The organism is Bacillus sp. NEAU-Y102 (assembly GCF_054788175.1).
Window position 1 is genome coordinate 834,341 of the sequence record NZ_JBTWFK010000001.1, and the last position, 25,642, is coordinate 859,982.

The window sequence follows — 25,642 nt, forward strand, 5'->3', positions numbered from 1 at the left end:
TAACAACATTTGTATAAAAATACCCTAGTCATGTAAGACTAGGGTGCAAGGAAGAAGCCACCCTTTTCTGTCTCACAGGACTGAATTAAAAGGTTATTATTATGAAGCAATCTGCTTAGGTTGTTTTATTTGTTTCGTTTCCGGTAGTAATAGATTTAACAGTACACCTACAATTGCTGCTAGTGCCATTCCTTCTACTTGGAACGATTCTCCTACGTGAAGTACCGCTCCACCAATACCGATTACTAGTATTACTGATGCAATCATTAAGTTTCGTTTGTCACTTAAATCTGTTTTATCATCTACCATCATGCGTAATCCGCTTGATGCAATTACACCGAATAGTAAGATTGATACCCCACCCATAACTGGTGTTGGGATCGAATGAATCAGCGCAGAAATCTTACCGATAAATCCGAACATGATTGCGAATACTGCTGAACCGATGAATAAGTATACACTGTATGCTCTCGTAATTGCTAGCACACCGATGTTTTCACCATACGTTGTATTCGGTGGCCCACCGATTAGTGATGCGATTAATGTTGCTACTCCGTCACCGAAGATCGAACGGTGTAAACCTGGTTTTTCAATTAAATCTCTTTTAATAACATTTCCAAGTACAATTTGATGTCCGATATGTTCTGATATTGTTACTAGTGCAACTGGTACCATCAAGAGTACAATCTTCCATGAAAACTCTGGTGTGTATGTGACAAATGGTACTGTGAAATCTGGTACAACAAACCATTTTGCCTCAGCTACCGGCTTTAAGTCTACTAGCCCTTGGAAGTAAGCGAAGATATATCCGCCGATAATGCCAAGTAACACTGGTATGATACTGAAAAATCCTCTTCCGAATATCGAGCATATAATTGTAATTGCTAATGTTACTAATGCTACTGAAAAGTGTATAAAGCTATATTTGCCATCCGCACCGTTCATCGCCATATTAACTGCTGTATGTGCTAACGCTAAACCGATTACCATTACTACCGGTCCAACTACGATTGGCGGAAGTAATTTCATAATCCACTCTGATCCTGATTTCTTAATTCCGAGTGAGATTAAGATGTACACAAGCCCTGCTAGCAAACCACCAAGCATTGCTGCTCCCGGTCCACCTGCCGTTTTCGCTGTTATAATCGGTGCGATAAAGGCGAATGATGATCCTAGATAGGCAGGTACTTGACCTTTCGTTATAAGAAGAAACGCTAACGTTCCTAATCCACTTGATATTAATGCTACTGATGGATTCAATCCTGTTAAAAACGGAACAAGCACTGTTGATCCAAACATCGCGAACAAATGTTGTATACTCAAAAATAACCATTTTCCCGGTTTCGGTACTTCATTAACGTCTAACACTGGCTTTTGTTCCATTGTTACATCCTCCTTCAGTTTAAATCTTTGCAATAAAAAAACTCTTTGTGCCTGTGCACAAAGAGTCCTACACTTTCGTATGCCAAATTTGACATATGAAAGCCAAGACCCTTTGGCAGCCTCACAGGACTACATTTAAAAGGGCTTTACTTATCGTATATGCTTACTCGATCTTGTTGATCTGTCTCTTGCAAATCAACTTCGATACGCTCTTCACTTGATGTTGGAATGTTCTTTCCTACATAATCAGCGCGAATTGGTAGTTCACGATGACCTCTATCAACAAGAACCGCCAGTTGGATTTGAGATGGTCTACCTAAATCCATAAGAGCATCCATTGCTGCTCGAACTGTTCTTCCTGTATATAACACGTCATCCACAAGGATAACTTTTTTCTTCGTAATATCTACAGGGATATCAGAACCTTTTACAAGTGGTTCTTTATTTTTGGATTGCAGTGTTAAATCATCACGATATAACGTAATGTCTAACTCTCCAACTTCCATTTCTTTTCCTTCAATTTGACCAATTCGTTCTGCCAAACGTTGTGCAATAAAAATTCCACGAGTTTTAATTCCGACAAGAACACAATTATCGACACCTTTATTTCGTTCCACGATTTCATGACTAATTCGTGTTAAAGCACGGCGAATCATTTGGTCATCTAAAACGACAGCTTTCTCTTGCATGCTCTACACCTCCAAGCTTTTTTTCTTGCGTGAGAGTAATGGTATAAAAAAAGTCCTCTCAGCGTGTGCGAGAGGACTTTTGAAAAAAGGGTACAGCATACCCTAAGTATTTCAAACCGTTACCTTCTCAACCTCACGGGGCTGTGTTAAAGGATCATTATTTAACTGTTGTCAGTATCTCAGTTTTCTTGTGATTTGTCAATACTATTTCCGTAAAATATTTAATGCTTCTTCAAATACTTCTGGAATCGGTGCCTCAAACTGAATATATTCACCAGTACGAGGATGATCAAAGCCTAAAATACCTGCATGAAGTGCTTGTCCATTCATATCTAACGTTTTCTTGGGACCATACTTCGGATCTCCTGCAAGTGGATAGCCAATATATTTCATATGAACACGAATTTGGTGCGTACGTCCCGTTTCTAAGCGACATTCTACAAGTGTAAAGTCTTTAAAGCGTTCTAACACTTGGAAGTGAGTAACAGCATTTTTACCATTTTCATCAACTGTCATACTTTGACGCTCTTTCTTATCACGACCAATTGGTGCATCGATAGTCCCCTTATCATGCGGGATAACACCGTGCACAATTGCTTTGTAACGTCTTGTTACTGTTTTTGCTACAAGTTGATTTACAAGTGATTCATGCGCCATATCATTCTTAGCAACCATTAATAATCCAGATGTATCTTTATCAATACGATGCACAATACCTGGACGCATTACACCGTTGATACCTGATAAATCTGTACAATGGTGCATAAGGCCGTTTACAAGCGTACCACTTGTATGTCCTGGCGCTGGATGTACAACCATACCACGTGGTTTATTTACAACAAGCACATCTGCATCTTCATAATAAATTTCTAAATTCATATCTTCTGGTTGAATATCTAACGCTTCTGGATCAGGAATCGTTACTGTAATTTCATCTTCTTCTTTTACTTTATAATTCACTTTTACTGCTTTCCCGTTTACTGTCACAACATCATCTTTAATCCATTGCTGTACTTGTGAACGTGACCATTCGTTATTTATTCCTGCAACGAATTTATCAATTCGCTCATTTTTTTGCTCTTCTACAACTGTTACTTGTACTACTTCACTCATTCAATTACTCCTTCGCTTTCTTGCCTTCTAATAATGTTTGAATAATAATTAATACAACACCAATACATAACGCTGAATCAGCTATATTGAATACTGGATAGTTGTACGAGAAAATATACACGTGAATGAAATCCACTACTTCTTGTCTAAATACACGATCAATAAAGTTACCAATTGCCCCGCCTAAAATTAGGCCTAACGAAATACCTAGAAGCTTGTCTGTTTTCGCATACTTTTTCATATAAAATACGATAAACACTACAAAAACAACTGTAATAATGTAGAAGAACCACATTTTATTTTCTAAAATACCCCAGGCAGCGCCTCTATTTCGATGTGATGTTATGTATAATACATTGTCGATAATCGGAATACTCGTACCCAATTCCATGTTCTTTACAATTAACCACTTCGATATTTGATCGATAGCAATGACAAATAACGCTATTACATAATATATCATTTTCATTTCCCCCACAAAGACAGTGTACCTCAAAATTTTAGCATAGCTGCTACCTTTTCACAATGAACCTTTATAGAAGAATAAAATAAATTAAAAAAAGGTAATATAATATCGTTGTGCGTATTCATACATTTACCTTTTCATAGAAAAATTCATGAATTGTTCGGGCAGTCGGCATTGTTTTCATTTGCTTTGTCGAAATTAATCTCCCGGTCTCTTCACAAATACCGTACATGTCTATTTCCATTTTAAATAATGCACGTTCTACATCCTTTAAATCCTCTTTTATATCATGTAATAGCAATTTTTTCTTTATCTCTTCCTTAATTTCATATCCAAGCTCTTGGCTGAACTCGACATCATATTTGTGCATTACTTCTTTAGCTAGTCTCTCTTGCAACTCTTTTCTCATCAATTGCAATTCTTCTTTTATTTCCATGTAGATTTCATTCACGTGTACATTCCTCCTAGCTGTAATGTACAGTTAGTGTGTCCGAAATTTATTTGCTTACCTCACACACATTTTTCCTTCACAGGAAAGAGCCTGAAAGTTATTTTGATATATCATCAAAATAAAAAACTGACTGCATAAATAGCAGTCAGTTTTTTATTATTTTACATAGTTTTCTTTCACAACTGTTGCACAACGCTCACATAATGTTTCATGTTCAGCATCTTTACCAATTGTTTCTGAAACTACCCAACAACGTTCACATGTTTCACCAGTTGCTTGAGCAACAACAACCGCTGTATGTTCATACTTCGGTGCATCTGCTGGCGCTTCTTCCATCATACCACCAAGTTTATACTCAGAAACGATGAATAATTGCTTTAAGTCTTCGCTAATAGACTCTAACATAGCTTTCATTTCTGCAGTTGGATATAGCGTAATGCTTGCATTTAATGACTTACCGATTACTTTTTCATTACGAGCTACTTCTAGTGCTTTTAACACGTCATCACGTAATGTCATAAATGCATCCCATTTTGTTTTTAATGCTTCCGCGTCATCTAATTGTACAGCTTCTGGCATATCAGTTAATTGTACACTTTCTTCTGTTACGCCTGGAATGTATGGCCATACTTCATCAGCTGTATGCGGTAAGATTGGTGTTACAAGTTTCGTTAACGCAACAAGAACATCATATAATACAGTTTGAATTGCACGACGATCTTCGTGGTTTGCACCTTCAATGTATAAAATATCTTTTGCAAAATCTAAGTAGAATGAACTTAAATCAATTGTACAGAAGTTATGAATTGCATGATACACAGCAGCGAAATCGTATGTCTCATATGCTTCTTTAACTTTTGTAATTAAGTCATTTAATTTCACTAACATGTAACGATCTACTTCACGAAGCTCAGCTACAGCTACTGCATTTTCACTTGGCTTAAAGTCGTCTAAGTTTCCTAATAAGAAACGGAATGTGTTACGGATTTTACGATACACTTCTGCTACTTGTTTTAAAATATCATCTGAAATACGTACGTCAGATTGATAGTCAACAGAAGATACCCATAAGCGTAAGATGTCTCCGCCTAATTGATCCATGATTTTCTTCGGTACAACGATGTTTCCAATCGACTTACTCATTTTACGTCCTTCACCATCTAGTACGAAACCGTGGCTTAGTACGCCTTTATATGGAGCTTTACCTGTTACAGCAACTGCTGTTGATAATGAAGAGTTAAACCAACCACGATACTGGTCAGATCCTTCTAAATATAAATCAGCTGGACGCTGTAAATCTTCGCGCTCTTCTAATACAGCTTGGTGAGAAGAACCTGAATCGAACCATACATCCATGATGTCTGTTTCTTTACGGAATTCGCCATTTGGGCTACCTGGATGTGTAAATCCTTCTGGTAATAGATCTTTCGCTTCACGCTCAAACCATACGTTAGAACCGTGTTCACGGAATAAATCTGCTACATGGTTAATTGTTTCGTCTGTAATAATTGGATCGCCATTCTCAGCATAGAATACCGGAATTGGCACACCCCATGCACGCTGACGAGAAATACACCAGTCACCACGGTCACGAACCATATTATGAAGACGAGTTTCTCCCCATGCTGGTACCCATTTTGTTTCCGCTACAGCTTCTATTAATTCTTTACGGAATGCTTCAATAGATGCAAACCACTGTGCTGTCGCACGGAAAATAATTGGTTTTTTCGTTCTCCAATCATGTGGGTATGAATGCGTAATGAATGTTAGTTTCAGTAACGCGCCTACTTCTTCTAATTTTTCTGTAATTGGCTTGTTAGCTTTATCATAGAATAAGCCTTCAAATCCAGGTGCTTCATTTGTTAATACACCTTTATCATCAACTGGGCAAAGTACTTCTAATCCATACTTTTTACCAACAACGAAGTCATCTTCCCCGTGTCCTGGTGCTGTATGAACACAACCTGTACCTGCATCTGTTGTTACGTGATCTCCTAGCATTACTAATGAATCACGATCGTAGAATGGATGTTTTGCAACTGTGTACTCCAGTTCGCTACCTTTTACTGTTTTCACAACTTCAGCATTTTCCCACTCTAACGTTTTTGCAACTGTCTCAAACAGCTCAGAAGCAATGATATATTTCTCATCATTTACTTTTACAATGCTATATTCAAGCTCTGGGTGAACAGAAATACCTAAGTTTGCAGGTAATGTCCAAGGTGTTGTTGTCCAAATGATGTACTTTTCATCACCTTCTAATACGTTCTTTCCATCTTTTACAGGGAATGCTACGTAAATAGATGCTGATTTTTTATCTTGATATTCAATTTCAGCTTCTGCTAAAGCAGATTCACTCGTTGGAGACCAGTAAACTGGTTTTTGACCTTTATAGATATAACCTTTTTTCGCCATGTCACCAAACACTTTAATTTGTTGTGCTTCATAAGCGGGCTCTAAAGTAATATATGGATTATCCCAATCTGCACGTACACCTAGACGCTTAAATTGTTCACGTTGACGTTCTACTTGTTCATATGCATACTCTGCACATAACTTACGGAACTCAGCAACTGTCATTTCTTTACGCTTTACACCTTTATTTGTTAAAGCTTGTTCAATTGGTAAACCGTGCGTATCCCATCCTGGAACATATGGCGCACTAAAACCAGTCATTGATTTATAACGAACAATAAAGTCTTTTAATACTTTATTTAATGCATGTCCCATATGAATGTCACCATTCGCATATGGAGGTCCATCATGCAATACAAATAAAGGACGACCTTTTGTATGTTCTTGTACTTTTTCGTAAATATTCATTTCAGCCCATTTTTCTTGCATTGCAGGCTCACGTTTTGGTAAGTTCCCACGCATTGGGAACTCTGTTTTCGGCATCAGTAATGTATTTTTGTACTCCATGCTCAATTCCTCCTTACATGTATATAAGAAATACTTAAAAAACGGAATAAAAAAGAGACTTTCTCATCCCAAAAAGGGACGAGAAAGTCTCCCGCGGTACCACCCTAGTAGATCATATACATATGTATAGAATCCTCTTATATTCTTAACGCGAATACACGCCTACGCTTACTCTATTTGTTCAGCGCGGAACTCCAGGGTGATATTCCCACTATCTCCTTATCCTGAGCTTACACCGTCCTCAGTTCGCTATATAAGGTTTGAAAAGGTACTTATCCCTATCTTCGTTTTTCTTAATAAATATGTTGTTTAAAATTATATGTAATAATGAGAAAAACGTCAAGCTTACACTGTTTCTTCTTTTTTCAACAGTTCATCTACTTCGTCTTCTAACTCAATTAGTTTATCCCAATCATCGTTGTTTAACATTTCAAGCTGTGTTTCTAATAACATACGGAAACGAGTTCGGAATACTTTCGCTTGTTTCTTTAACTCTTCAATATCAAAAGCAACTTTTCTTGATTTTACTAATGCTTCGTTAATAATACGATCAGCATTCTTTTCAGCTTCACGCACAATTAATTTCGCTTCTTTTTGCGCATTACGTTTTACTTCTTCCGCTGCTTCTTGCGCAACCACGATAGATTTGTTTAACGTATCTTCAATATTAGAGAAATGATCTAACTTCCCTTCTAACTGCGCAACTTTTTCTTCTAAAGCTTTTTTCTCACGAATGACCAATTCATAATCTTTGATAATTTGATCAAGAAACTCATTTACTTGATCTTCATCATAGCCACGGAATCCGCGACCAAATTCTTTGTTATGAATATCTAATGGTGTTAACGGCACAACGCCACCTCCAAGTAGTTATCTAAATTTCCTCTTTCAATTATATCTTTTCTTCGACAAAATAGGAGGATTTCCTTCTAAAAAACCAATCATTTTAGTATACCATACAAAATTCTCCATTTGTCGCGTTTTGTTCTACCTTCTACAGAAAATAATTTACTTCGGCCATATCCTCTAACAGAGAAAACGTCTCCTGGATAACATTCATAAGAAGTTTGTTCCACTATTTTCCAATTAACTTTTACTAAACCATTTTTAATGAAAGGTTGTACTTTCTGTCTAGATAAATGTAACATTTCAGCTAACATAACATCTAAACGAAGTGAAGAAACCGTTCCAGATTTCTCCCCCCACGTTTCATGTATCTGTAGAATTTGTTCTCCTTGTACTGCTGATAAGGAGACTTTTACTTTTCCTATTGCTTGTAAGTTCATCTCAATGTACGATACGATTTCTTTCGCAACTACAATTTGGGCACGATTTTCTTGCAGCAAAATATCACCACATTTTTCTCTCGTTAAACCAAGAGACATAAATGTACCTAATATTTGCCTATGTTCTAGCGTATAAAACTTGGAAGGATAGTCAATTTCTAATACTTCTACTTGAAATTCTTCTTCATTTAATTCTAGATAGTCTGGATAAATGAGTGCTCTTTTACGCTCTGCATTAGGCGTTGCACCACCAAATTGCACAGCAACATCTCCTTGTCCAATTACCATAGAAACAATTTGTTGCTGTCTTGGATCAAGGAAATCTGTTAATTTCACTTGATGGTACTCCGCCGTTCGCTTCCACTCTAGCACTTTATCTACAAAGACCTCTTCATCAGGCCTAAAATGTTCGTAAATGCTCATGTATTTAACCTCTTACTATAAGAAATAGCCGAACAAGCTGAACAAACCACTTTTAGCAAGTTTTAACGCAAAAATCGCAACGAGTGGAGAAATATCAATCATACCCAGCGGCGGAATAAATCTGCGGAATGGTTCTAAATACGGTTCACAAATTCGCGCCAAGAACTCTCCAAAAGATGATTCCTTTGCACCAGGAAACCATGATAGGAGAATGTAAATAATCAGTGCCCACGAGTAAATCTCGATAGCAGAACTTAACACCATTAAAACTGTTGTCATGGCGTATTACCACCTCTTTATATTTGTTTCTTCTTCTTCACCGAATAACTCTGAAATTGCACCAACAATATCAACATTTTCAGGTGTACACATAAATGTTTTCGGTCCTATTTTTTGAATGTCCCCGCCTATAGCGTATACAGTACCACTTAAAAAGTCAACGATACGTACCGCTTGATCAGTAGACATTCTCTGCAAATTAATTACAACAGCTCGTCTACCTTTTAGGTGGTCTGCAATCCCTTGCGCTTCCGAATATGTGCGTGGTTCTAATAAAACAACTTTTGAAGATTGTTTTGCTGTTTCAATACTCACAACATTTTGCTTCGGTTGCGCTTTCGGAAACGTAACATCTTGTTGTTCTGGTGGATCTTGCTGCTTTTTCATGTCTGTTTGCTCCTTTTCATAACCATATTGAGCTGCTTCTTTTTCTTCCGGTGTATCAAAAAAGAAGTATTTTACTTTTGACCAACTCATAATAAGATTCTCCTTCCTTTTACGCTTTTCCTACTAAAATCGTTCCCAAACGAATATATGTAGCCCCTTCTTCAATTGCAATCGTGTAATCGTTGGACATTCCCATTGATAATTCTTTACATGGCGCATGTAATAACTCTAGCTCCTGCACCTCTGTTTGTAGCATACGTAATTCCTTAAAACAGCGTCTGATTTCTTCCTCTTCTTCTGTAAATGGAGCCATCGTCATTAGTCCAACCACTTCAATTTTATCGAATTCTTGCAAACTTTGAATAAAAGAAACAACCTCTTCTATTGCCAATCCTTGCTTCGATTCTTCAGATGAGGTTTTCACTTGAATAAAGCATTTCACTTTCTTATCAGCACGTTTCTGAATTTCTTTCGCCAGGGAAAGACGATCTAACGAATGTAAATAATCAATTTCATTAATGATTTCTTTTACTTTTCTCGTTTGTAATGAGCCAATAAAGTGCCAATTAACTTTTGAACCGAAATGCTCGTATTTCTGTAAGAAACCTTCATTTCTATTTTCACCTAAATCGATAATTCCAGCTTCAATTACTTCGTTTGTTTTTTCAATCCCTACAGTTTTTGTCACTGCAACAAGTTTAATATCTTGCAACGAACGTCCAGCTCGAGCGCAAGATTCTTTAATAGCTTCGTTTACAATCACTAAATTTTCTTGTACTGTCACTTGCTTCCTTCCTCCTTAAAACCTATGAAACTCAACATTCTTCCTGTCTTACCTTGATCACGACGATGAGAGAAAAATAGTTGCTCTTCACAGCTTGTACAAAGAGATGACATTACAATATGCTCTTCTTTTATGCCTGCTTGTACACATAATATACGATTAATTTCTTTTAAATTAATTGCGTACTGCCCGTCAGAAATTTTTTGATGAGGAACAGCACCGCTAACTACTTCCTGTGCTGCTGTTAATACACGATCATCCACAACATAACAACAAGATCCGATCGACGGCCCAATTGCAACATGAATTTCATCACTTGAAATACCTTCTGCATTCCACTTTTGAATCATTTCTTTTGCAATCTCTTGTACAGTGCCTTTCCATCCAGCATGCGCAAGTCCTATCATACCATGTGATGGTGCATAAAAATAGAGCGGAACACAATCCGCGTAACAAGACGTTAACAGAACATCTTCATTACTCGTATAAATGCCATCTGTTTTTGAAATGCCGTCCTCATATGAATAGACGCCACTTCCTTTTTCCTGTTGCCCTACTTTTTCAACATGATGAGCATGAACTTGTTCAGAGCAAATCCAGTTTTCTAATGGTTTTTGTAACTTATTTGCTAAAATGCGTCTGTTTTCATGAACGTTCTCCACGATATCATTCACATGTAATCCTAAATTCATCGCATGAAAGGAGCCCGTACTTATCCCACCATCTTTTGTCGTAAATCCAGCAGTAATGTTTCCAAGTTCTTTCCACGCTTGTAAATACAGTATACCGTCCACATATTTAAATGGTTCTCTCATAATAAAGCGGCTCCTTTTAATTAAAATAACAGAAAAAAGCATGGTACTTCCTGTCTATTTTACCATACTTTTATTTTTTCATAATCCTAACAGAAAAAAAAGAGGAATTTGTAATATTCTTTATGAAATTGTCGGTGTTTGTATTGATTCTGTTACAGAATTAACAGGATTTACTCTTACAAGTATGACATCTTCCCCAATTTTCACAATTTCCTTCCAAGGAATTACAATCTCAACATCTTTTCCAAAAATACCTAGCATACGTGTCTGTTTGGAAATAATAACAGAACAAATTTTCCCTGTGTTCATATCAATTTCAATATCTCCAATATTCCCAATCCTTTTTCCATCTGAAATATTTATAACATCCTTCATCTGTAACTCTGAAATTCGTATCACCATTTTTATCCTCTCCCTTATATGACGAATTGGAAACTGTTTCTCATATTTACAGGAAGCCACCTATACGAAACACCATGCTAGTTTCATTATATGAACACTAATCCTCTACTATGAGCACAAACCATATTACATATAAAAAGGTCTCACCATAATTGGTGAGACCTTATCCTTGAATCGTTTTATTCATTTGTTTAATGGCTGACTTCTCTAAACGTGATACTTGCGCTTGGGAAATCCCAATTTCTTCTGCAACTTCCATCTGTGTCTTTCCTTGGAAGAAACGTTTTCTAATAATCATTTTTTCTCGATCATTTAAACGCTTCATTCCTTCTTTTAATGCTAATTCTTCAACCCACTGCTCGTCCTTTTGTTTTTCATCACTTAACTGATCCATAACAAAGATAGGATCTCCTCCATCATTATAAATCGGTTCAAATAATGAAACTGGGTCTTGAATCGCATCTAAAGCAAATACTATCTCTTCATGAGTTACTTCTAGCACTTTTGCAATATCCATTGCTGTTGGTTCTTTTGAATTTTCTGCAATCAACTTTTCTCTTACTTGCAAAGCTTTATACGCAATATCTCGCAATGAGCGCGATACGCGAATTGGATTATTATCACGCAAATATCTGCGTATTTCCCCAATAATCATCGGCACAGCATACGTTGAAAATTTTACATTTTGGCCTAAATCAAAATTATCAATTGATTTCATAAGTCCAATGCAACCAACTTGAAATAAATCGTCAACATATTCTCCTCTGTTATTAAATCTTTGGATGACGCTCAGTACAAGACGTAAGTTTCCATTCACTAATTTTTCTCTTGCGCTTATCTCTCCACTTTGCATTTCACGAAATAATTTACGCATCTCTTCATTTTTTAATACTGGAAGTTTAGCTGTATCAACACCGCAAATTTCTACTTTGTTTCTCGTCAAAGTGTTCCCTCCTATCGGGAGTTGCTGTACAGTGTAAAGTATTTCCTTTGAAGGGGATTTTATGCATATGGTTTTTTCACGATTTTTTATTTAAATTATCTTTCCTAATACAACTAAATAGAATAAGACCAGCCTACATAACGGCTGGTCTTATTCTTCACACCATTTTATTAAATTCTTTTCGTAATCTTTTTATAATTCTTTTTTCTAAACGCGAAATGTATGACTGTGAAATCCCAAGCATATCCGCCACATCTTTTTGCGTCTTTTCCTCTCCTCCAGCAAGACCAAACCGAAGTTCCATAATTTGTTTTTCACGATCATTTAATTGGTGTAATGCTTTCATTAAAAGGTGACGATCTACAGTAGCTTCTAAATCTTTTGTAATAATATCATCATCTGTACCTAACACGTCAGACAACAACAGTTCATTCCCATCCCAATCAATGTTTAACGGTTCATCAAAAGAAACTTCTGAACGATTTTTGTTATTTCGACGTAAATGCATTAAAATTTCATTTTCTATACAACGCGATGCATATGTTGCTAATTTTATTTTCTTTTCTGGATTAAATGTATTTACCGCTTTAATAAGGCCGATTGTTCCTATACTAATCAAATCTTCAATATTTATCCCTGTATTTTCAAACTTTCTTGCTATATATACAACGAGCCTTAAGTTACGTTCAATAAGTAATGACCTTGCTGCCTGATCTCCCTTTGGCAATTTATTCAAAAGAACTTCCTCTTCTTCTTTCGTTAACGGTGGTGGCAACGCTTCACTTCCACCAATATAATAAATTTCATCGGTCTTAATTCCTAATTTCAGCAATACTTTATACCAAAGGTATACTAAATAAAATTTTAATTTCATCATATTATCCCGCCTCTCATTATTAAGCGATCACCATTTTTTGTGAAATCAACATTTTTGGATGCACAATACATTGATACTCCCCATTTGTAGACAGTTGTTGTGTATTTAATCCAATTAATACTTTGTTTACAACAATAGAACTACCTTCATGATCAACTTGCACACTGTCAGGCTTAATTGCCCACAAAAATTGACTTTCTACTCCTACTGCACGGAAAGGAATTAAACGTAATTTTGTCGCCCAACCAGAATCATTTTCTGGTATTTGAGGAATTTCTGTTTTGGAATAAATTTGTTCTGTTAACCAAGATGGTAAGCAATGTTCTAATGATGAAACATGCATAATCATAACGGGTGTTTTTGTTAATGGATCGTAAAGTTGGTTCCCACTGTCAATAAGACCTGCCAGTTCTAGTTCTTCTTCGGCCAATTGAATTTTTACTTTCACAATTTGGTCATAGTGTATTTTCGTGACCTCTACGCTTTCAATACGCTTTTTAGAAAAATAATAAATTACCGGAAAACCAAAAATAACAAATAACCAACTAATTGGATCGCCGTAAGAAATTGACTGAGATTGAACCAATCCATTTACCATTTCATTCGTTTGCAAAAAGAAATGAGTTCCAATTAATCCTCCGCCAACCATAAAGGTTACAAAGTAAAAAGTAAAAACAGTCTGTGCATAATTTCTAAATGTTGTAAACCCAAATGCTGTATACACAATAAGTAACGAGTACAGTAGTTTCATAATTGGATGTGTCATCATAGAAGCAAAAGGAGTAAAGGCAAAAATAACAATAGTTGAACCTATAAATGCCCCTAACACAAGCCTCCATCTTTTGATTTTCTTTTTTAACACGGTAGCTGTTAATAAAAGCAAAAGAAAATCAATGCAGGCGTTTAACAACCAAACAACGTCGGCGTAAACAACCAAACAATTCACCTCTTTTTTCAAGTTGAGACTAGTATAATGCATATCCAATAGGAAAGTGTGTCAATTTGCGGAGGTGTTTTTTTGTTATTTTGTGATTTCTAGACATAATCTGTCGGTAAAGAATAAAAGTACAAATTCATAGAATGATATACTCTTATTTTCACCAACAAAATATATTGAAATATACGAAATAAAAAAAGACCTGCTTAGCAGGTCTTTTCCATTTAAAAAACAAAAAAGGAGCATGAAAGCTCCTTTTTTTATCGTCTACGACGGTTACGTAAAAATGCTGGAATATCGATATCATCTGAATCTGAATGACGTTCATGTACAACTGGCTCTTCACGCTTCATTTCACGTTTTACTTCACGTTGTTTTGAAGGTTGAGCTACTGGTTGTTGCTGTTGTTGCGTGTGGTTCGCATTCGGACGAATAATTGGTTTTGGTGGTTGAGTTGCAATGCTATCATCAAAACCAGTTGCAATTACAGTTACAACGATATCATCTTTTAATCCTTCGTTAATAACAGAACCGAAGATCATATTTACTTCTGGATCTGAAGCTGAGGCTACGATATCTGCCGCTTCTTGTACTTCATATAAGCTTAAGTTAGCGCCACCCGTAATATTCATGATAACACCTTGAGCTCCATCAATAGATGTTTCTAGTAATGGACTAGAAATCGCTTTTTTCGCAGCTTCTGCAGCACGATTTTCCCCGTTACCAGAACCAATACCCATTAAAGCAGAACCTCTATTAGACATAATTGTCTTTACGTCTGCAAAGTCTAAATTAATTAAACCTGGCGTTGCAATTAAATCCGAAATACCTTGAACACCTTGACGTAATACGTTATCAGCTTCACGGAATGCTTCTAACATTGGCGTATTTTTATCAACGATCTCTAATAAGCGATCGTTTGGAATTACAATAAGAGTATCTACATTTTCTTTAAATGCTGCAATACCAGATGCTGCTTGCGTTGCACGTTTACGTCCTTCAAAAGTAAATGGACGTGTTACAACACCAACTGTTAAAGCACCTAATTCTTTTGCAACTTGAGCAACAACTGGAGCTGCACCAGTTCCAGTTCCACCGCCCATACCAGCAGTTACGAAGACCATATCCGCACCACGAAGTGCTTCTTGGATCTGTTCTTTACTTTCTTCTGCAGCTTTTTTCCCTACTTCAGGGTTTGCGCCTGCACCAAGTCCACGCGTTAATTTTCCACCAATTTGCATTTTTGTTTCAGCTTTTGATAGATTTAATGCTTGTGCATCAGTGTTCACAGCGATAAAGTCTACACCTTGTACACCGTGTTCAATCATACGGTTTACAGCATTGTTTCCGCCACCGCCGACACCGATAACTTTTATATTCGCTAATTGATCTTGAGTAGTATCAAACTCTAACATGTCGAAATCCCCCTAGAACCTCATTTTTCGTGTCCAATTTTAATCCCATAAATAACGGAATACACGTTTTACTTTTGACATCATACGGTCATCATTTTGATTATTATTGTTTTGATTACGAGTTTTTTGTTTCGCAGGTTGCTGTTGTACCGGCGTTGGTGCTGGTGCTGGTACTGTTTCAAAATGCTCTTGCTTTTCCTGCACATTTTTCCCACGTAATTTAGCTTTTTGATAAGAATGTTTAATTAATCCAACTCCGCTTGTATATTGGGGCTCACGCACACCAATATAATCAGGAGTTGCTACACGAACATTTTCATGTAAAATATCATATGCAAGATCAAGAACACCTGGCATAGAAGCAATTCCGCCAGTTAGTACATAACCAGAAGCCACTTGCTTTACTCCTAACTTACGCACTTCATCTTGAACAAACATTAAAATTTCCTCTACACGAGCCTCTATTATATCCGATAATTCCAACTGAGAATATTGTTCTGTTTGATCACTTCCCATAATAGGAACCGTAAACATCTCTTCTTCAGATGCTGTATCATAAAAAGCATGTCCATATTTCAACTTAATTTGATCTGCATTTTCTGTTGAAGTTTTCAACCCAATTGCAATATCCTTCGTTATATGGTCTCCACCTAATGGTAATACGCTCGTCGCTTGTAACTCTCCGTCTTTAAAAATAGATAAAGTTGTAGATCCTCCCCCCATATCAACAAGGGCTACTCCTCTATTTTTTTCATCTGAAGATATAGCAACTGTTGCAGCCGCTAAAGGTTGAAGACAAATATCAACAATTTCAAGACCTGCTTTTTCTACACAACGAAGTAGGTTATGTAGTAAAGTTCTCGAGCCTGTAATAAGTGTGCCTTCCATTTCTAATCTTACACCGATCATCCCGCGTGGATCGTTAATCTCGTCAAGACCGTCTACGATGAACTGTCGAGGTACCACATCAATAAACTCACGTTCTGGAGCAATTGACACAACTTGTGCTGCATCTAGAACGCGTAAGACATCTTCATTCCCGATTTCACGATCTTCATTTGAAACAGCGACTACTCCGTGACAAGGAAGTAGCTGTACCTGGTTTGCATTGACACCTACTACAACTTGCTCAATGTGGATTCCCACCATACGCTCAGCTTGTTCAATTGCTTTTTTAATTGATCGAACAGTCTCGTCTATATCAACTATCGATCCCTTCTTTAAACCATTTGATTTTACATTTCCAACACCAATAATGTTTAAGCTGTCATTAACCATTTCACCAATGATGACTTTAACATTGGATGTACCGATGTCAAGACTAACATATATTTCATTGCTGTTCATTCTTTGGCACCTCCTTCTTTATTTATACCATACAACTCAATATATGGAACAACAATCGCAACTTTACTATTTATAAGAAAAATATTCAACGTCTTTATACGTTTCCCTTTTTTAACCCTATATTTTTCTTATTTTTATTTAGCATTCAATTAAGAATATCGCAGTAAACTATGAATAACTGCTTATCTTGAAATAATTCTATTTCGAGTGTAAAGTTTACCGCCAAGTATAAGTCTACACTAAGATGTACTCATAGAAAAGTGAAACTTGTACCAATACTAGTATGAATCTAAGAATTTTTACATATTTTTCATCAAATGAACCATTCTTCTAAATTCGTATGCATATAATAGAACGTTTGTTTTGTTTTTTCTGCTATAAGCAACGAAAACTACCATTCTATTCTTTTTTTTCTTCCGCACCTAATTCTTTCGTATATGCACCTACTTCTAAATCAATTAATACCTTCTTACCTGGCTCAATTGTTTTTAAAATAAGCGGATAGGCTTCCATACGTTTTGCGAAATTTTGAATCGTAGTGCTCACTTCATAACCTTCATTCATATATAAAGTAAGATGATCTTCATTCGCATTCGTTGGAGAATAGCGAATCTCCGAAATAGATTTTAAAATAGCTGGTGTTAATTTTTCTAGTTCAGCGATTAACTCCTTCATTTTCTCTTCTTTAAAAGGTTCGAAAATCGGTGCTGCAACAGGAAGTTTTCCATTAGGTAGTACATCAAGTGTTTTTCCATTCTCTAATAACGGTTGTAATTTTCCCTCTTTATTTATATAACCAATCGTTAAATATTCTTCAATATGAACATCAATCTTGTTTGGAAAACGTTTTTTTACATTTACTGCTTTAATTTCTTTTCGCTTCGTTAAGTTTTCTTCAGCTTTATGTGCTGTCACTCGGAAATAACTTGTATCATATGTCACGCCTGAATCCTTCATTACTTGCTCATCCGTCATATAATGATTTCCAAACACACTAATCTTTTTTATATTACTAAGCGGAGACCGAAAATAAATTAAAAAGAGCACTAATAAAAATAAAATTGATATGTATAAAATCAATCGATGATTAACATTTTTTTTGTTTTTTTTCTTTTGATTTTTCAATTTTGGTACACGATCTTGTAGTTTAATCACTTTACTATTATTCATGTACGATCCCCCTATGTAACATAAAGAACGGCATGTTCCTCATGCCGTTCTTATCTTCTTATTATAACATAAATGATAATGAGCGGAACGAATAACCGTTATCTTCCAATGATTTCTACTTCTGTGTGCATATCTACATCAAATTTATCCTTAATTGTATGTTTTATTAATTCAATTAAGGACAATACATCTTGCGCTGAAGCTCCCCCGGTATTAACAATAAAATTGCCATGCATTTGAGAAATTTGAGCTCCACCAATCCTATAACCACGAAGCCCTGCTTTTTCTACTAAATCGCCTGCAAAATGTGGGATTGGATTCCGAAATATACTTCCTGCACACGGGTGATTCCATGGTTGCGTTTCACGGCGGTAATCTTTATTATTTTGCATGCTACATACAATTTCTTCACGTTTTCCCGCCTGTAATTGAAACTCCGCCTCTAAAACAATACCAGGCCGTTTCGTTTGCAATACAGATGCCCGATAAGAAAACTCCAGTTCTTTATTCGTTAACCAGTCAATTGTACCGTCTTCAAACAGAATGAGAGCCTTCGATAATACACTCGATATATCCGATTTATGTGCACCTGCATTCATATATACTGCACCACCGACACTTCCTGGAATGCCGCTTGCAAACTCCAATCCAGCTAACCCTTGACGACTAAGTAAAGTTGACAATTTAATAAGAGAATATCCACTACCAACTCTTACCTTATGTTTTTCGACCTCTAAGTGATCTAATCCTTCTCCTAAACGAATAACAACACCTTCTATGCCTCGATCAGATACAAGAAGGTTTGAACCGCGCCCAATTACAGTCCACTTCGTTTTGTATTGCTTTACTAACTGTAATGTTTTTTCAATACCGGCTACATGCTTAGGCACAATTAAAATATCCGCTGGTCCACCTATTTTCATAGTTGTATAACGCGCTAACGACTCGTTAACTAAAACACGACCAACGTCTGCTTCTATAAGCTCATTTACTAATTGTTCCATAGACAATCTCCCCCATATTAAGTCTCCTTATGACAATAATATGCAGGGCGTTCACCTAACGTTATCCCTCTATTTACGGGCATTACAGCTCCTAAATCAAAATTCGGCGGTAACAAAGAAGTTAGGCGGTATCGGGATGCCAGTAAACATCCGATTAGTGAAAGGTAATAATCAACGAGAGAGAATCACTCCCCACTGATTAAAGCCTCACTTTATTTTTTTACAAGCTTATTCATTACTTCATACAGCTTATTTGCTGCATCTGGAATACCTAGTTTCTTAGCAGCTAGCTTCATATTTTGTAATGTTTGTGCATCCAATAAAATCTCATCAATATCACGAATAAGTGTTTCAGCTGTTAAATCTTTTTCAAGTAACATTTTTGCCGCTCCTTTATCAACAACTGAACGTGCATTCTTTTCCTGATGATTATTTGTTACGTACGGACTCGGTATTAACACACTTGGTTTTCCTAACGCTGTTAATTCTGCAAGTGTTGTTGCCCCAGCCCTTGAAACAACAAGGTCTACACCAGTTAGTACCTCTGGCATATTATGAATGAACGGCTTAATAATAACATTGTTCGGGTTCCCTTTTTGCTTCACGGCTTCCATCACTTTGTCATAATGTACTTCACCTGTTACATATAGTATTTCGTAGCTTTTGTTCCCAAACTGTTCAATTGCTTCAACGAAGGCATCGTTAATCGGTCTAGCCCCACGACTTCCACCAAATATAAGTACAGACTTTTTAGGAAGAGAAAGCCCAACTGAACGTTTCCCTTTCATTCCATTTTGATCCATTACCTCTGATGCTCGCGGATTACCTGTCATTACCACTTTTGACTCTGGAAAATGCTCTGTAGCTGCTTCAAAACAAACAGCAACTTTATCAACATAACGACTTAAAAATTTGTTCGTTACACCTGGTACACTATTTTGTTCATGTACAATAGTCGGAATACCTAATTTGGCTGCAGCGTATACAACTGGTCCACATACATATCCACCCGTTCCAATTACGATATCCGGATTAAAACGACGAATATATCGTTTACTATCCTGTACACCTTTTAGAAAACGCATTACTGTTTTCACATTATCTAATGATATTTTTCGTTTAAATCCGCTTATAACAATAGATTGAAATGGTATACCTGCTTTTGGAACGATTGTACTCTCTAGTCCATTTTCCGTACCAATATATAAAAATCTTGCTTCTGGATTTAACTTTTTTATTTCTCTAATTAAAGCAAGAGCTGGATAAATATGACCACCAGTACCCCCACCACTCACTAATACACGCACTACTAACTCCTCCGCTTCTCTTTTCTTATTTCCATTATATTTATTTCTATATACATATTGCATTTTTACACACATACGAAAAACCCTGTCTTATAAACAGGGTTTAGTAGCGAGAATGGCGACTTATATTTAATAATACACCTACTGCCATTAACATTAATGTCAAACTTGATCCACCATAACTTAAAAACGGCAAGGTAATACCCGTAACGGGCATCAGTCCTGTTACAACACCAACATTAATCATTACTTGAATCGCAATCATCGCCACAATACCTACTGCTAAAAACGTACCATATAAATCTGGCGCTCCTAATGCGATACGAATCCCGCGCCATAATAATAGACTAAATAATAATAACACAAATGAACCACCAATAAAACCTAATTCCTCGGATAAGATTGCAAATATAAAGTCAGTTTGTGGTTCAGGTAAATAAAGAAATTTTTGTCTACTTTGTCCAAGCCCAAGTCCAAATAATCCACCGGGTCCAATTGCGAGTAATGATTGGATAATTTGAAATCCACTTCCAAGCGGATCTGCCCACGGGTCTAAATATGATGTAATGCGCTTCATTCGATACGGTGCTGATGCGATTAACCCTACAAACCCTGCTACACCAAGCAAACCAAACATCGCAAAGTGAAAGACCCTCGCTCCCGAAATAAATATCATAATGATACATGTCCCAACCATTACCGTTCCTGTCCCAAGGTCTGGCTGTAACATAATCATCCCAAAAGCAAGAAACACAAAACTAAGAGCCGGTAATAAACCACGTTTAAAAGATGTAATCAATTTTTGCCGTTCCGCTAAAAACTTTGCCAAGAAAATAATCATCGCAAACTTCATAAATTCTGACGGTTGAATCGAAAATGCTCCGATCCCAATCCAACTTCGTGCTCCTCCTCGAACAAGACCTACTCCAGGAATAAGAACGAGAATAAGAAGAATGAAGCAAACTAGCAAAATTACTTTTGAATACGTACGCCACACCCAATAATCAATTTTCATAATAAAAAACATAGCTACTACACCAAGACCCGCAAACAGTAATTGTCTTTTGGCAAAAAAGAATGAGTCCCCCATTTTATAAGAGGCCCAAACTGCACTCGCACTATAAACCATAATCATTCCGATTGTCAACAATGAAAGTGTTACGATGATGAGAATAAAATCAGGCGTTTTCTTCATTACCCACAAACACCACCTCTTTAGGCAGAACCTTTTGCCCTATGTAACAAAACATCAGTAGGTGTTAGCCTACTGATGTTTTGATTTACTTTATATAAGTTTATGCACAGCTTGTATAAAAATGTCTCCTCTTTCTTCAAATGTTTTAAATTGATCCCAGCTTGCACACGCTGGAGAAAGAAGAACAACATCATCTTCTTTAGAATGAGCATAAGCTTTCACCACTGCTTCATCTAAAGTATCGACACTTTCAATTATATCTAATCCCGCTTTTTCTGCCGCTCTTACTAGTTTGGGAGCTGTTTGTCCAAATGTTACAATCGCTTTTACATTTTTGAAATACGGAATTAAATCATCGAATTCATTTCCGCGATCAAGCCCACCTGCTAGTAACACAATCGGTTGTGTAAACGCAGATAGTGCTTTCTCAGTCGCTAACATATTCGTTGCTTTTGAATCATTATAAAACTTACGGTTGTTAATCGTTGTTACATATTCTAAACGATGTTTTACACCAGTAAAACGTTTTAACACGACCATAATTGCTTCATTAGAAGTACCTAATAATTTCGCAATACTCATCGCAGCTAAAATATTTTCTAGATTATGTTGACCAGGTAAAACGATATCACTTACTTCAACAACTTTTTCACCTTTGAAATAAAGAGCGTTATCTTTTATACACGCACCATCTTCAATTTCTTTCGTTGTCGAAAACAGGATTTTTTGACCTTTAGTATCCGCAGATAACTCCATCACATCTGCATCATCCGCATTTATTACACTATAATCGTTTTCTGTTTGGTTTTTAAAAACATTTGCTTTTGCTAAACCATATTCCTTCTTCGTCCCATGATAATCTAAGTGGGCTTCAAATAAGTTTAAGAACGCTGCAATTTTAGGTTGGAACGATTCTACTCCCATCAATTGGAACGATGAAAGCTCTGTAACTACAACTTCATTTTCTTTTGCATCCTGTGCTACTTCACAAGCTACAGTTCCTATATTCCCTGCAATAACAGGATGCTTTTGTCCCTCTTTTAACATTTCAAATGTCAGCATTGTTGTCGTCGTTTTACCATTAGACCCTGTAATTCCAACAAATGGTGCTTTTGAAATACGATATGCTAATTCAACTTCCGTAACAATTGGAATTTCTTTTTCTTTCGCAGCAACTAATATTGGATTAGAATACGGGATTCCTGGATTTTTAACGACAAGAGAAATATTTCTCTCTAATAATTCTAAAGGATGGCCACCGCATACAACGTCCATTCCTTTTGCTTGTAATTCTGCAGCAAGTACATTGTCTGCTAAAGGCTTTCCGTCATTTACAATGACATTCGCCCCTAATTTTTGCAACAAAGTAGCTGCTGCATAACCACTCTTTGCAATGCCTAATACAAGAATATTTTTATTTTGAAATTCAGTTACAGTTTTCAATTACATCCACACCCCGATATAAATTCCTAACACAGCTAATAAAAATCCTACAGACCAAAACGTTACAACAACGCGCCATTCTGACCAACCACATAATTCATAATGGTGGTGTAATGGACTCATTTTAAAGACACGTTTTCCTGTTGTTTTAAACGAAATAACTTGAATAATAACAGATAAAGTTTCCATTACGAATACTCCACCAATAATTACAAGTAGTAATTCTTGTTTTAATAAAATTGCTACAGCTGCGATAGCTCCACCTAAAGCTAAGGAACCTGTATCCCCCATAAATACTTTTGCTGGATTCGCGTTGAATACTAAAAATCCCAGTACTGCTCCGACAACTGCCATACAGAATATCGCAACTCCAAATTGTTCTTGTGCTACTGCAATAATACTAAATGCTCCAAATGCAATAGCCGCTGTTCCTGATAATAAACCATCTAAACCATCAGTTAAGTTAACCGCATTCGAGCCACCGATTAGCATAAATAGTACAAGTACAAAATACGCCCAACCTAATTCAAACTTAACATCCGTACCTGGAATCATGATATATGTGTGAAATGCTTGCCCTTTTCCAATTAAAAAGAACGCAATAGCAATAACAAGCTGACCTACTAATTTTTGTTTTGATGTTAAACCAAGATTTCTCTTCTTAACTACCTTTATGTAGTCATCTAAAAATCCAATCAATCCATAACCAAATGTCACTAATAATAATAACGAAACCTCTGCACCTAAATGATTAAACTTAATCGCCATAATAAGTGAAGTGACCATCATAGATACATATATGACAATACCGCCCATTGTCGGTGTCCCTGATTTTTTTTGATGTGACTTTGGTCCCTCATCACGAATACTCTGTCCGAACTTTAATTTTCTTAAAAATGGAATAAACAATGGCGAAAGGGCAACAGAAATTAAGAATGCTACCCCAGCCGTTACTAATAAACCTTGCTCAAGCACATGTAGTCCTCCTCTCACGTTGTTACTCTTCGTTGTTTAAACGCCCTGTAATTGCTTCTTTCGCAACTTCACGATCATCAAAATGATGAACTTCTTTACCAATAATTTGATACGTTTCATGACCCTTACCAGCAATAATAATGATATCATCTGCTTTCACATTAGCGATCGCATGGTGTATCGCTTCTTTTCTATCAATAATCACTTCATAATTATTCCCACTTGCACCCTGTACCATATCATCTAAAATAGCCGCTGGATCTTCACTTCTTGGATTATCTGATGTATAAATTGCATGAGTTGCATATTTTGTTGCAACACTTGCCATTATCGATCTCTTTGTTCGATCCCTATCGCCGCCACAACCAACGATACAATACACATCACCTTTTGCAAATTGTTTTGCAGTTTTTAATACATTTTCTAAACTATCCGGCGTATGCGCGTAATCAACAATAACTGTATAATTTTGTCCGCCATCAACAACTTCAAAACGTCCTGGAACCCCAGCTAGTTCTTTTATAACAGCAATGATTGTTTGTAATTTCACACCCGAAACAAGTCCTGCTGCTGTTGCTGCAAGTACGTTATATACATTGAATTTACCTATTAATTTCATCGTAACATTTACACTTTCATACGGTGTGACAAGCGTAAATGTAGTCCCACCACTCGTCATAACGATATTTTTTGCCATAATGTCACTTGTTGTATCAATACCATATGTTACAACTGTTGCTGCAGTACTTCTCATATACTCTTCTGTTACATTATCATCGCTATTCAGCACAGCGTACTTTTCACGATTATGATTATAACTATTGCCAAGCTGTGCAAATAGTAACCCTTTTGCATGTTTATATTCTTCCATCGTTTTATGATAATCTAAATGATCTTGTGTTAAATTCGTAAACACCGCTACATCGTAATCACATCCGTGTACACGACCAAGATCTAACGCATGTGACGAAACTTCCATTACCGTGCTGTCCACACCTTGTTCAACCATTTTTGAAAACGTCTGTTGAAGTGTTAGTGCATCTGGTGTTGTATTTTTCACCTCAAATGTTTCATCACCGATTTTCATATTAATCGTCCCAATTAGCCCTGTTTTATGACCATGTGCTCGCATAATCTCATCCATAATATGCGATGTTGTTGTCTTTCCATTTGTACCTGTAATTCCGATTAAATGTAACTTGTGTGTCGGTTGACCATAAAAATAATCAGCTAAAACCGCTAACGAACGAAAAGTATTTTTCACAAGTACAACTGGAACGTCAACATCAATTGGTCTTTCCGCAACAATAGCAGCCGCTCCTTGTGCCGCTGCTTGCTTAGCAAAATCATGGCTATCAACCGTATATCCTTTCATACATACAAATAAGCTTCCCTCTTTCACTTTACGTGAATCAGCTTCTATAGATGTGATTTCTGGATTTTCTTTTGGAACAACTGGAAAATCATGCAAACATGATAAAAGTGTATGCAACTTCATTTCACTAAACCCTCTCTACATTGTTTATTTATCTTTTTTTCAGTAAGCAACACATTACCTCCTATATAAGGAGGTAAGTGCTACTGGCCTATTTATGAATGAGACACTTATTGTCTCACATTAAGTAACTG

At 36.5% G+C, this 25,642-nt stretch carries 25 protein-coding genes and 1 other annotated feature; all 25 genes read right to left on the reverse strand.

Going from position 1 to position 25,642, the window contains the following annotated elements:
- Window positions 1-99: 99 nt before the first annotated feature.
- The gene (gene uraA / locus ACYFX0_RS04005; RefSeq protein ID WP_000435925.1) at window positions 100-1,383 is read right to left on the reverse strand and encodes a uracil permease; all 1,284 of its coding nucleotides are present in this window, start codon (window positions 1,381-1,383) and stop codon (window positions 100-102) included.
- Between the two features lie 146 nt (window positions 1,384-1,529).
- Window positions 1,530-2,072, reverse strand: coding sequence for a bifunctional pyrimidine operon transcriptional regulator/uracil phosphoribosyltransferase (gene pyrR, locus ACYFX0_RS04010; protein ID WP_001156491.1), 543 nt, complete (start codon window positions 2,070-2,072; stop codon window positions 1,530-1,532).
- Window positions 2,073-2,276: 204 nt separating this feature from the next.
- Complete coding sequence (locus ACYFX0_RS04015; protein ID WP_000005854.1) at window positions 2,277-3,185, reverse strand: RluA family pseudouridine synthase; 909 nt, start codon at window positions 3,183-3,185, stop codon at window positions 2,277-2,279.
- A 4-nt stretch (window positions 3,186-3,189) separates the two neighbouring features.
- On the reverse strand, window positions 3,190-3,648 hold the full coding sequence (gene lspA / locus ACYFX0_RS04020) for a lipoprotein signal peptidase LspA (RefSeq protein ID WP_000642180.1): 459 nt from the start codon (window positions 3,646-3,648) through the stop codon (window positions 3,190-3,192).
- Window positions 3,649-3,772: 124 nt separating this feature from the next.
- Window positions 3,773-4,102 (reverse strand): TraR/DksA C4-type zinc finger protein, encoded by a 330-nt coding sequence (locus tag ACYFX0_RS04025; protein WP_001002956.1) that lies wholly within the window; start codon window positions 4,100-4,102, stop codon window positions 3,773-3,775.
- Window positions 4,103-4,258: 156 nt separating this feature from the next.
- Window positions 4,259-7,024: an isoleucine--tRNA ligase gene (gene ileS2 / locus ACYFX0_RS04030; protein ID WP_000455953.1), complete on the reverse strand. Its 2,766-nt coding sequence runs from the start codon at window positions 7,022-7,024 to the stop codon at window positions 4,259-4,261.
- 71 nt (window positions 7,025-7,095) lie between these two features.
- Window positions 7,096-7,318: a binding site (T-box leader), on the reverse strand.
- Between the two features lie 51 nt (window positions 7,319-7,369).
- On the reverse strand, window positions 7,370-7,876 hold the full coding sequence (divIVA, locus tag ACYFX0_RS04035) for a septum site-determining protein DivIVA (protein WP_001131611.1): 507 nt from the start codon (window positions 7,874-7,876) through the stop codon (window positions 7,370-7,372).
- 89 nt (window positions 7,877-7,965) lie between these two features.
- Window positions 7,966-8,733 carry a YlmH family RNA-binding protein gene (locus tag ACYFX0_RS04040; RefSeq protein ID WP_000029712.1) on the reverse strand — a complete coding sequence of 256 codons (768 nt, stop codon included), beginning with the start codon at window positions 8,731-8,733 and terminating at the stop codon, window positions 7,966-7,968.
- A 15-nt stretch (window positions 8,734-8,748) separates the two neighbouring features.
- Window positions 8,749-9,012, reverse strand: coding sequence for a YggT family protein (locus ACYFX0_RS04045; RefSeq protein WP_000214323.1), 264 nt, complete (start codon window positions 9,010-9,012; stop codon window positions 8,749-8,751).
- Window positions 9,013-9,018: 6 nt separating this feature from the next.
- Window positions 9,019-9,489, reverse strand: a complete 471-nt coding sequence (locus ACYFX0_RS04050) for a cell division protein SepF (protein WP_000119129.1) — start codon at window positions 9,487-9,489, stop codon at window positions 9,019-9,021.
- Window positions 9,490-9,508: 19 nt separating this feature from the next.
- The gene (locus ACYFX0_RS04055) at window positions 9,509-10,183 is read right to left on the reverse strand and encodes a YggS family pyridoxal phosphate-dependent enzyme (RefSeq protein WP_000218005.1); all 675 of its coding nucleotides are present in this window, start codon (window positions 10,181-10,183) and stop codon (window positions 9,509-9,511) included.
- Complete coding sequence (pgeF, locus tag ACYFX0_RS04060; protein WP_001209008.1) at window positions 10,180-10,998, reverse strand: peptidoglycan editing factor PgeF; 819 nt, start codon at window positions 10,996-10,998, stop codon at window positions 10,180-10,182. The genes ACYFX0_RS04055 and pgeF overlap by 4 nt, the downstream gene beginning before the upstream one ends.
- 120 nt (window positions 10,999-11,118) lie before the next feature.
- Complete coding sequence (locus ACYFX0_RS04065; protein WP_000236745.1) at window positions 11,119-11,400, reverse strand: YlmC/YmxH family sporulation protein; 282 nt, start codon at window positions 11,398-11,400, stop codon at window positions 11,119-11,121.
- Window positions 11,401-11,563: 163 nt separating this feature from the next.
- Entirely contained in the window at window positions 11,564-12,343 is a 780-nt protein-coding gene (gene sigG / locus ACYFX0_RS04070) for an RNA polymerase sporulation sigma factor SigG (RefSeq protein ID WP_000197755.1), read from the reverse strand.
- A gap of 157 nt (window positions 12,344-12,500) precedes the next feature.
- Window positions 12,501-13,220 (reverse strand): RNA polymerase sporulation sigma factor SigE, encoded by a 720-nt coding sequence (sigE, locus tag ACYFX0_RS04075; protein WP_000976948.1) that lies wholly within the window; start codon window positions 13,218-13,220, stop codon window positions 12,501-12,503.
- 19 nt (window positions 13,221-13,239) lie between these two features.
- Complete coding sequence (spoIIGA, locus tag ACYFX0_RS04080) at window positions 13,240-14,157, reverse strand: sigma-E processing peptidase SpoIIGA (RefSeq protein WP_000261975.1); 918 nt, start codon at window positions 14,155-14,157, stop codon at window positions 13,240-13,242.
- A 260-nt stretch (window positions 14,158-14,417) separates the two neighbouring features.
- Window positions 14,418-15,572, reverse strand: a complete 1,155-nt coding sequence (ftsZ, locus tag ACYFX0_RS04085; protein WP_000888984.1) for a cell division protein FtsZ — start codon at window positions 15,570-15,572, stop codon at window positions 14,418-14,420.
- Between the two features lie 39 nt (window positions 15,573-15,611).
- Window positions 15,612-16,919, reverse strand: coding sequence for a cell division protein FtsA (gene ftsA / locus ACYFX0_RS04090; RefSeq protein ID WP_001087559.1), 1,308 nt, complete (start codon window positions 16,917-16,919; stop codon window positions 15,612-15,614).
- A 399-nt stretch (window positions 16,920-17,318) separates the two neighbouring features.
- Window positions 17,319-18,089: a cell division protein DivIB gene (divIB, locus tag ACYFX0_RS04095; protein ID WP_001065791.1), complete on the reverse strand. Its 771-nt coding sequence runs from the start codon at window positions 18,087-18,089 to the stop codon at window positions 17,319-17,321.
- Between the two features lie 98 nt (window positions 18,090-18,187).
- Window positions 18,188-19,093: a UDP-N-acetylmuramate dehydrogenase gene (murB, locus tag ACYFX0_RS04100; RefSeq protein WP_098437122.1), complete on the reverse strand. Its 906-nt coding sequence runs from the start codon at window positions 19,091-19,093 to the stop codon at window positions 18,188-18,190.
- A gap of 212 nt (window positions 19,094-19,305) precedes the next feature.
- Entirely contained in the window at window positions 19,306-20,400 is a 1,095-nt protein-coding gene (murG, locus tag ACYFX0_RS04105; protein ID WP_014894899.1) for an undecaprenyldiphospho-muramoylpentapeptide beta-N-acetylglucosaminyltransferase, read from the reverse strand.
- A gap of 103 nt (window positions 20,401-20,503) precedes the next feature.
- A complete protein-coding gene (gene spoVE / locus ACYFX0_RS04110; RefSeq protein ID WP_000753521.1) occupies window positions 20,504-21,595 on the reverse strand; it encodes a stage V sporulation protein E in 1,092 nt (363 codons plus the stop codon).
- A 90-nt stretch (window positions 21,596-21,685) separates the two neighbouring features.
- The gene (gene murD / locus ACYFX0_RS04115) at window positions 21,686-23,038 is read right to left on the reverse strand and encodes a UDP-N-acetylmuramoyl-L-alanine--D-glutamate ligase (RefSeq protein ID WP_016098909.1); all 1,353 of its coding nucleotides are present in this window, start codon (window positions 23,036-23,038) and stop codon (window positions 21,686-21,688) included.
- Window positions 23,039-24,013 carry a phospho-N-acetylmuramoyl-pentapeptide-transferase gene (mraY, locus tag ACYFX0_RS04120; protein ID WP_000893058.1) on the reverse strand — a complete coding sequence of 325 codons (975 nt, stop codon included), beginning with the start codon at window positions 24,011-24,013 and terminating at the stop codon, window positions 23,039-23,041.
- Between the two features lie 22 nt (window positions 24,014-24,035).
- Window positions 24,036-25,511: a UDP-N-acetylmuramoyl-L-alanyl-D-glutamate--2,6-diaminopimelate ligase gene (murE, locus tag ACYFX0_RS04125; RefSeq protein ID WP_460269917.1), complete on the reverse strand. Its 1,476-nt coding sequence runs from the start codon at window positions 25,509-25,511 to the stop codon at window positions 24,036-24,038.
- Window positions 25,512-25,642 lie beyond the last annotated feature (131 nt).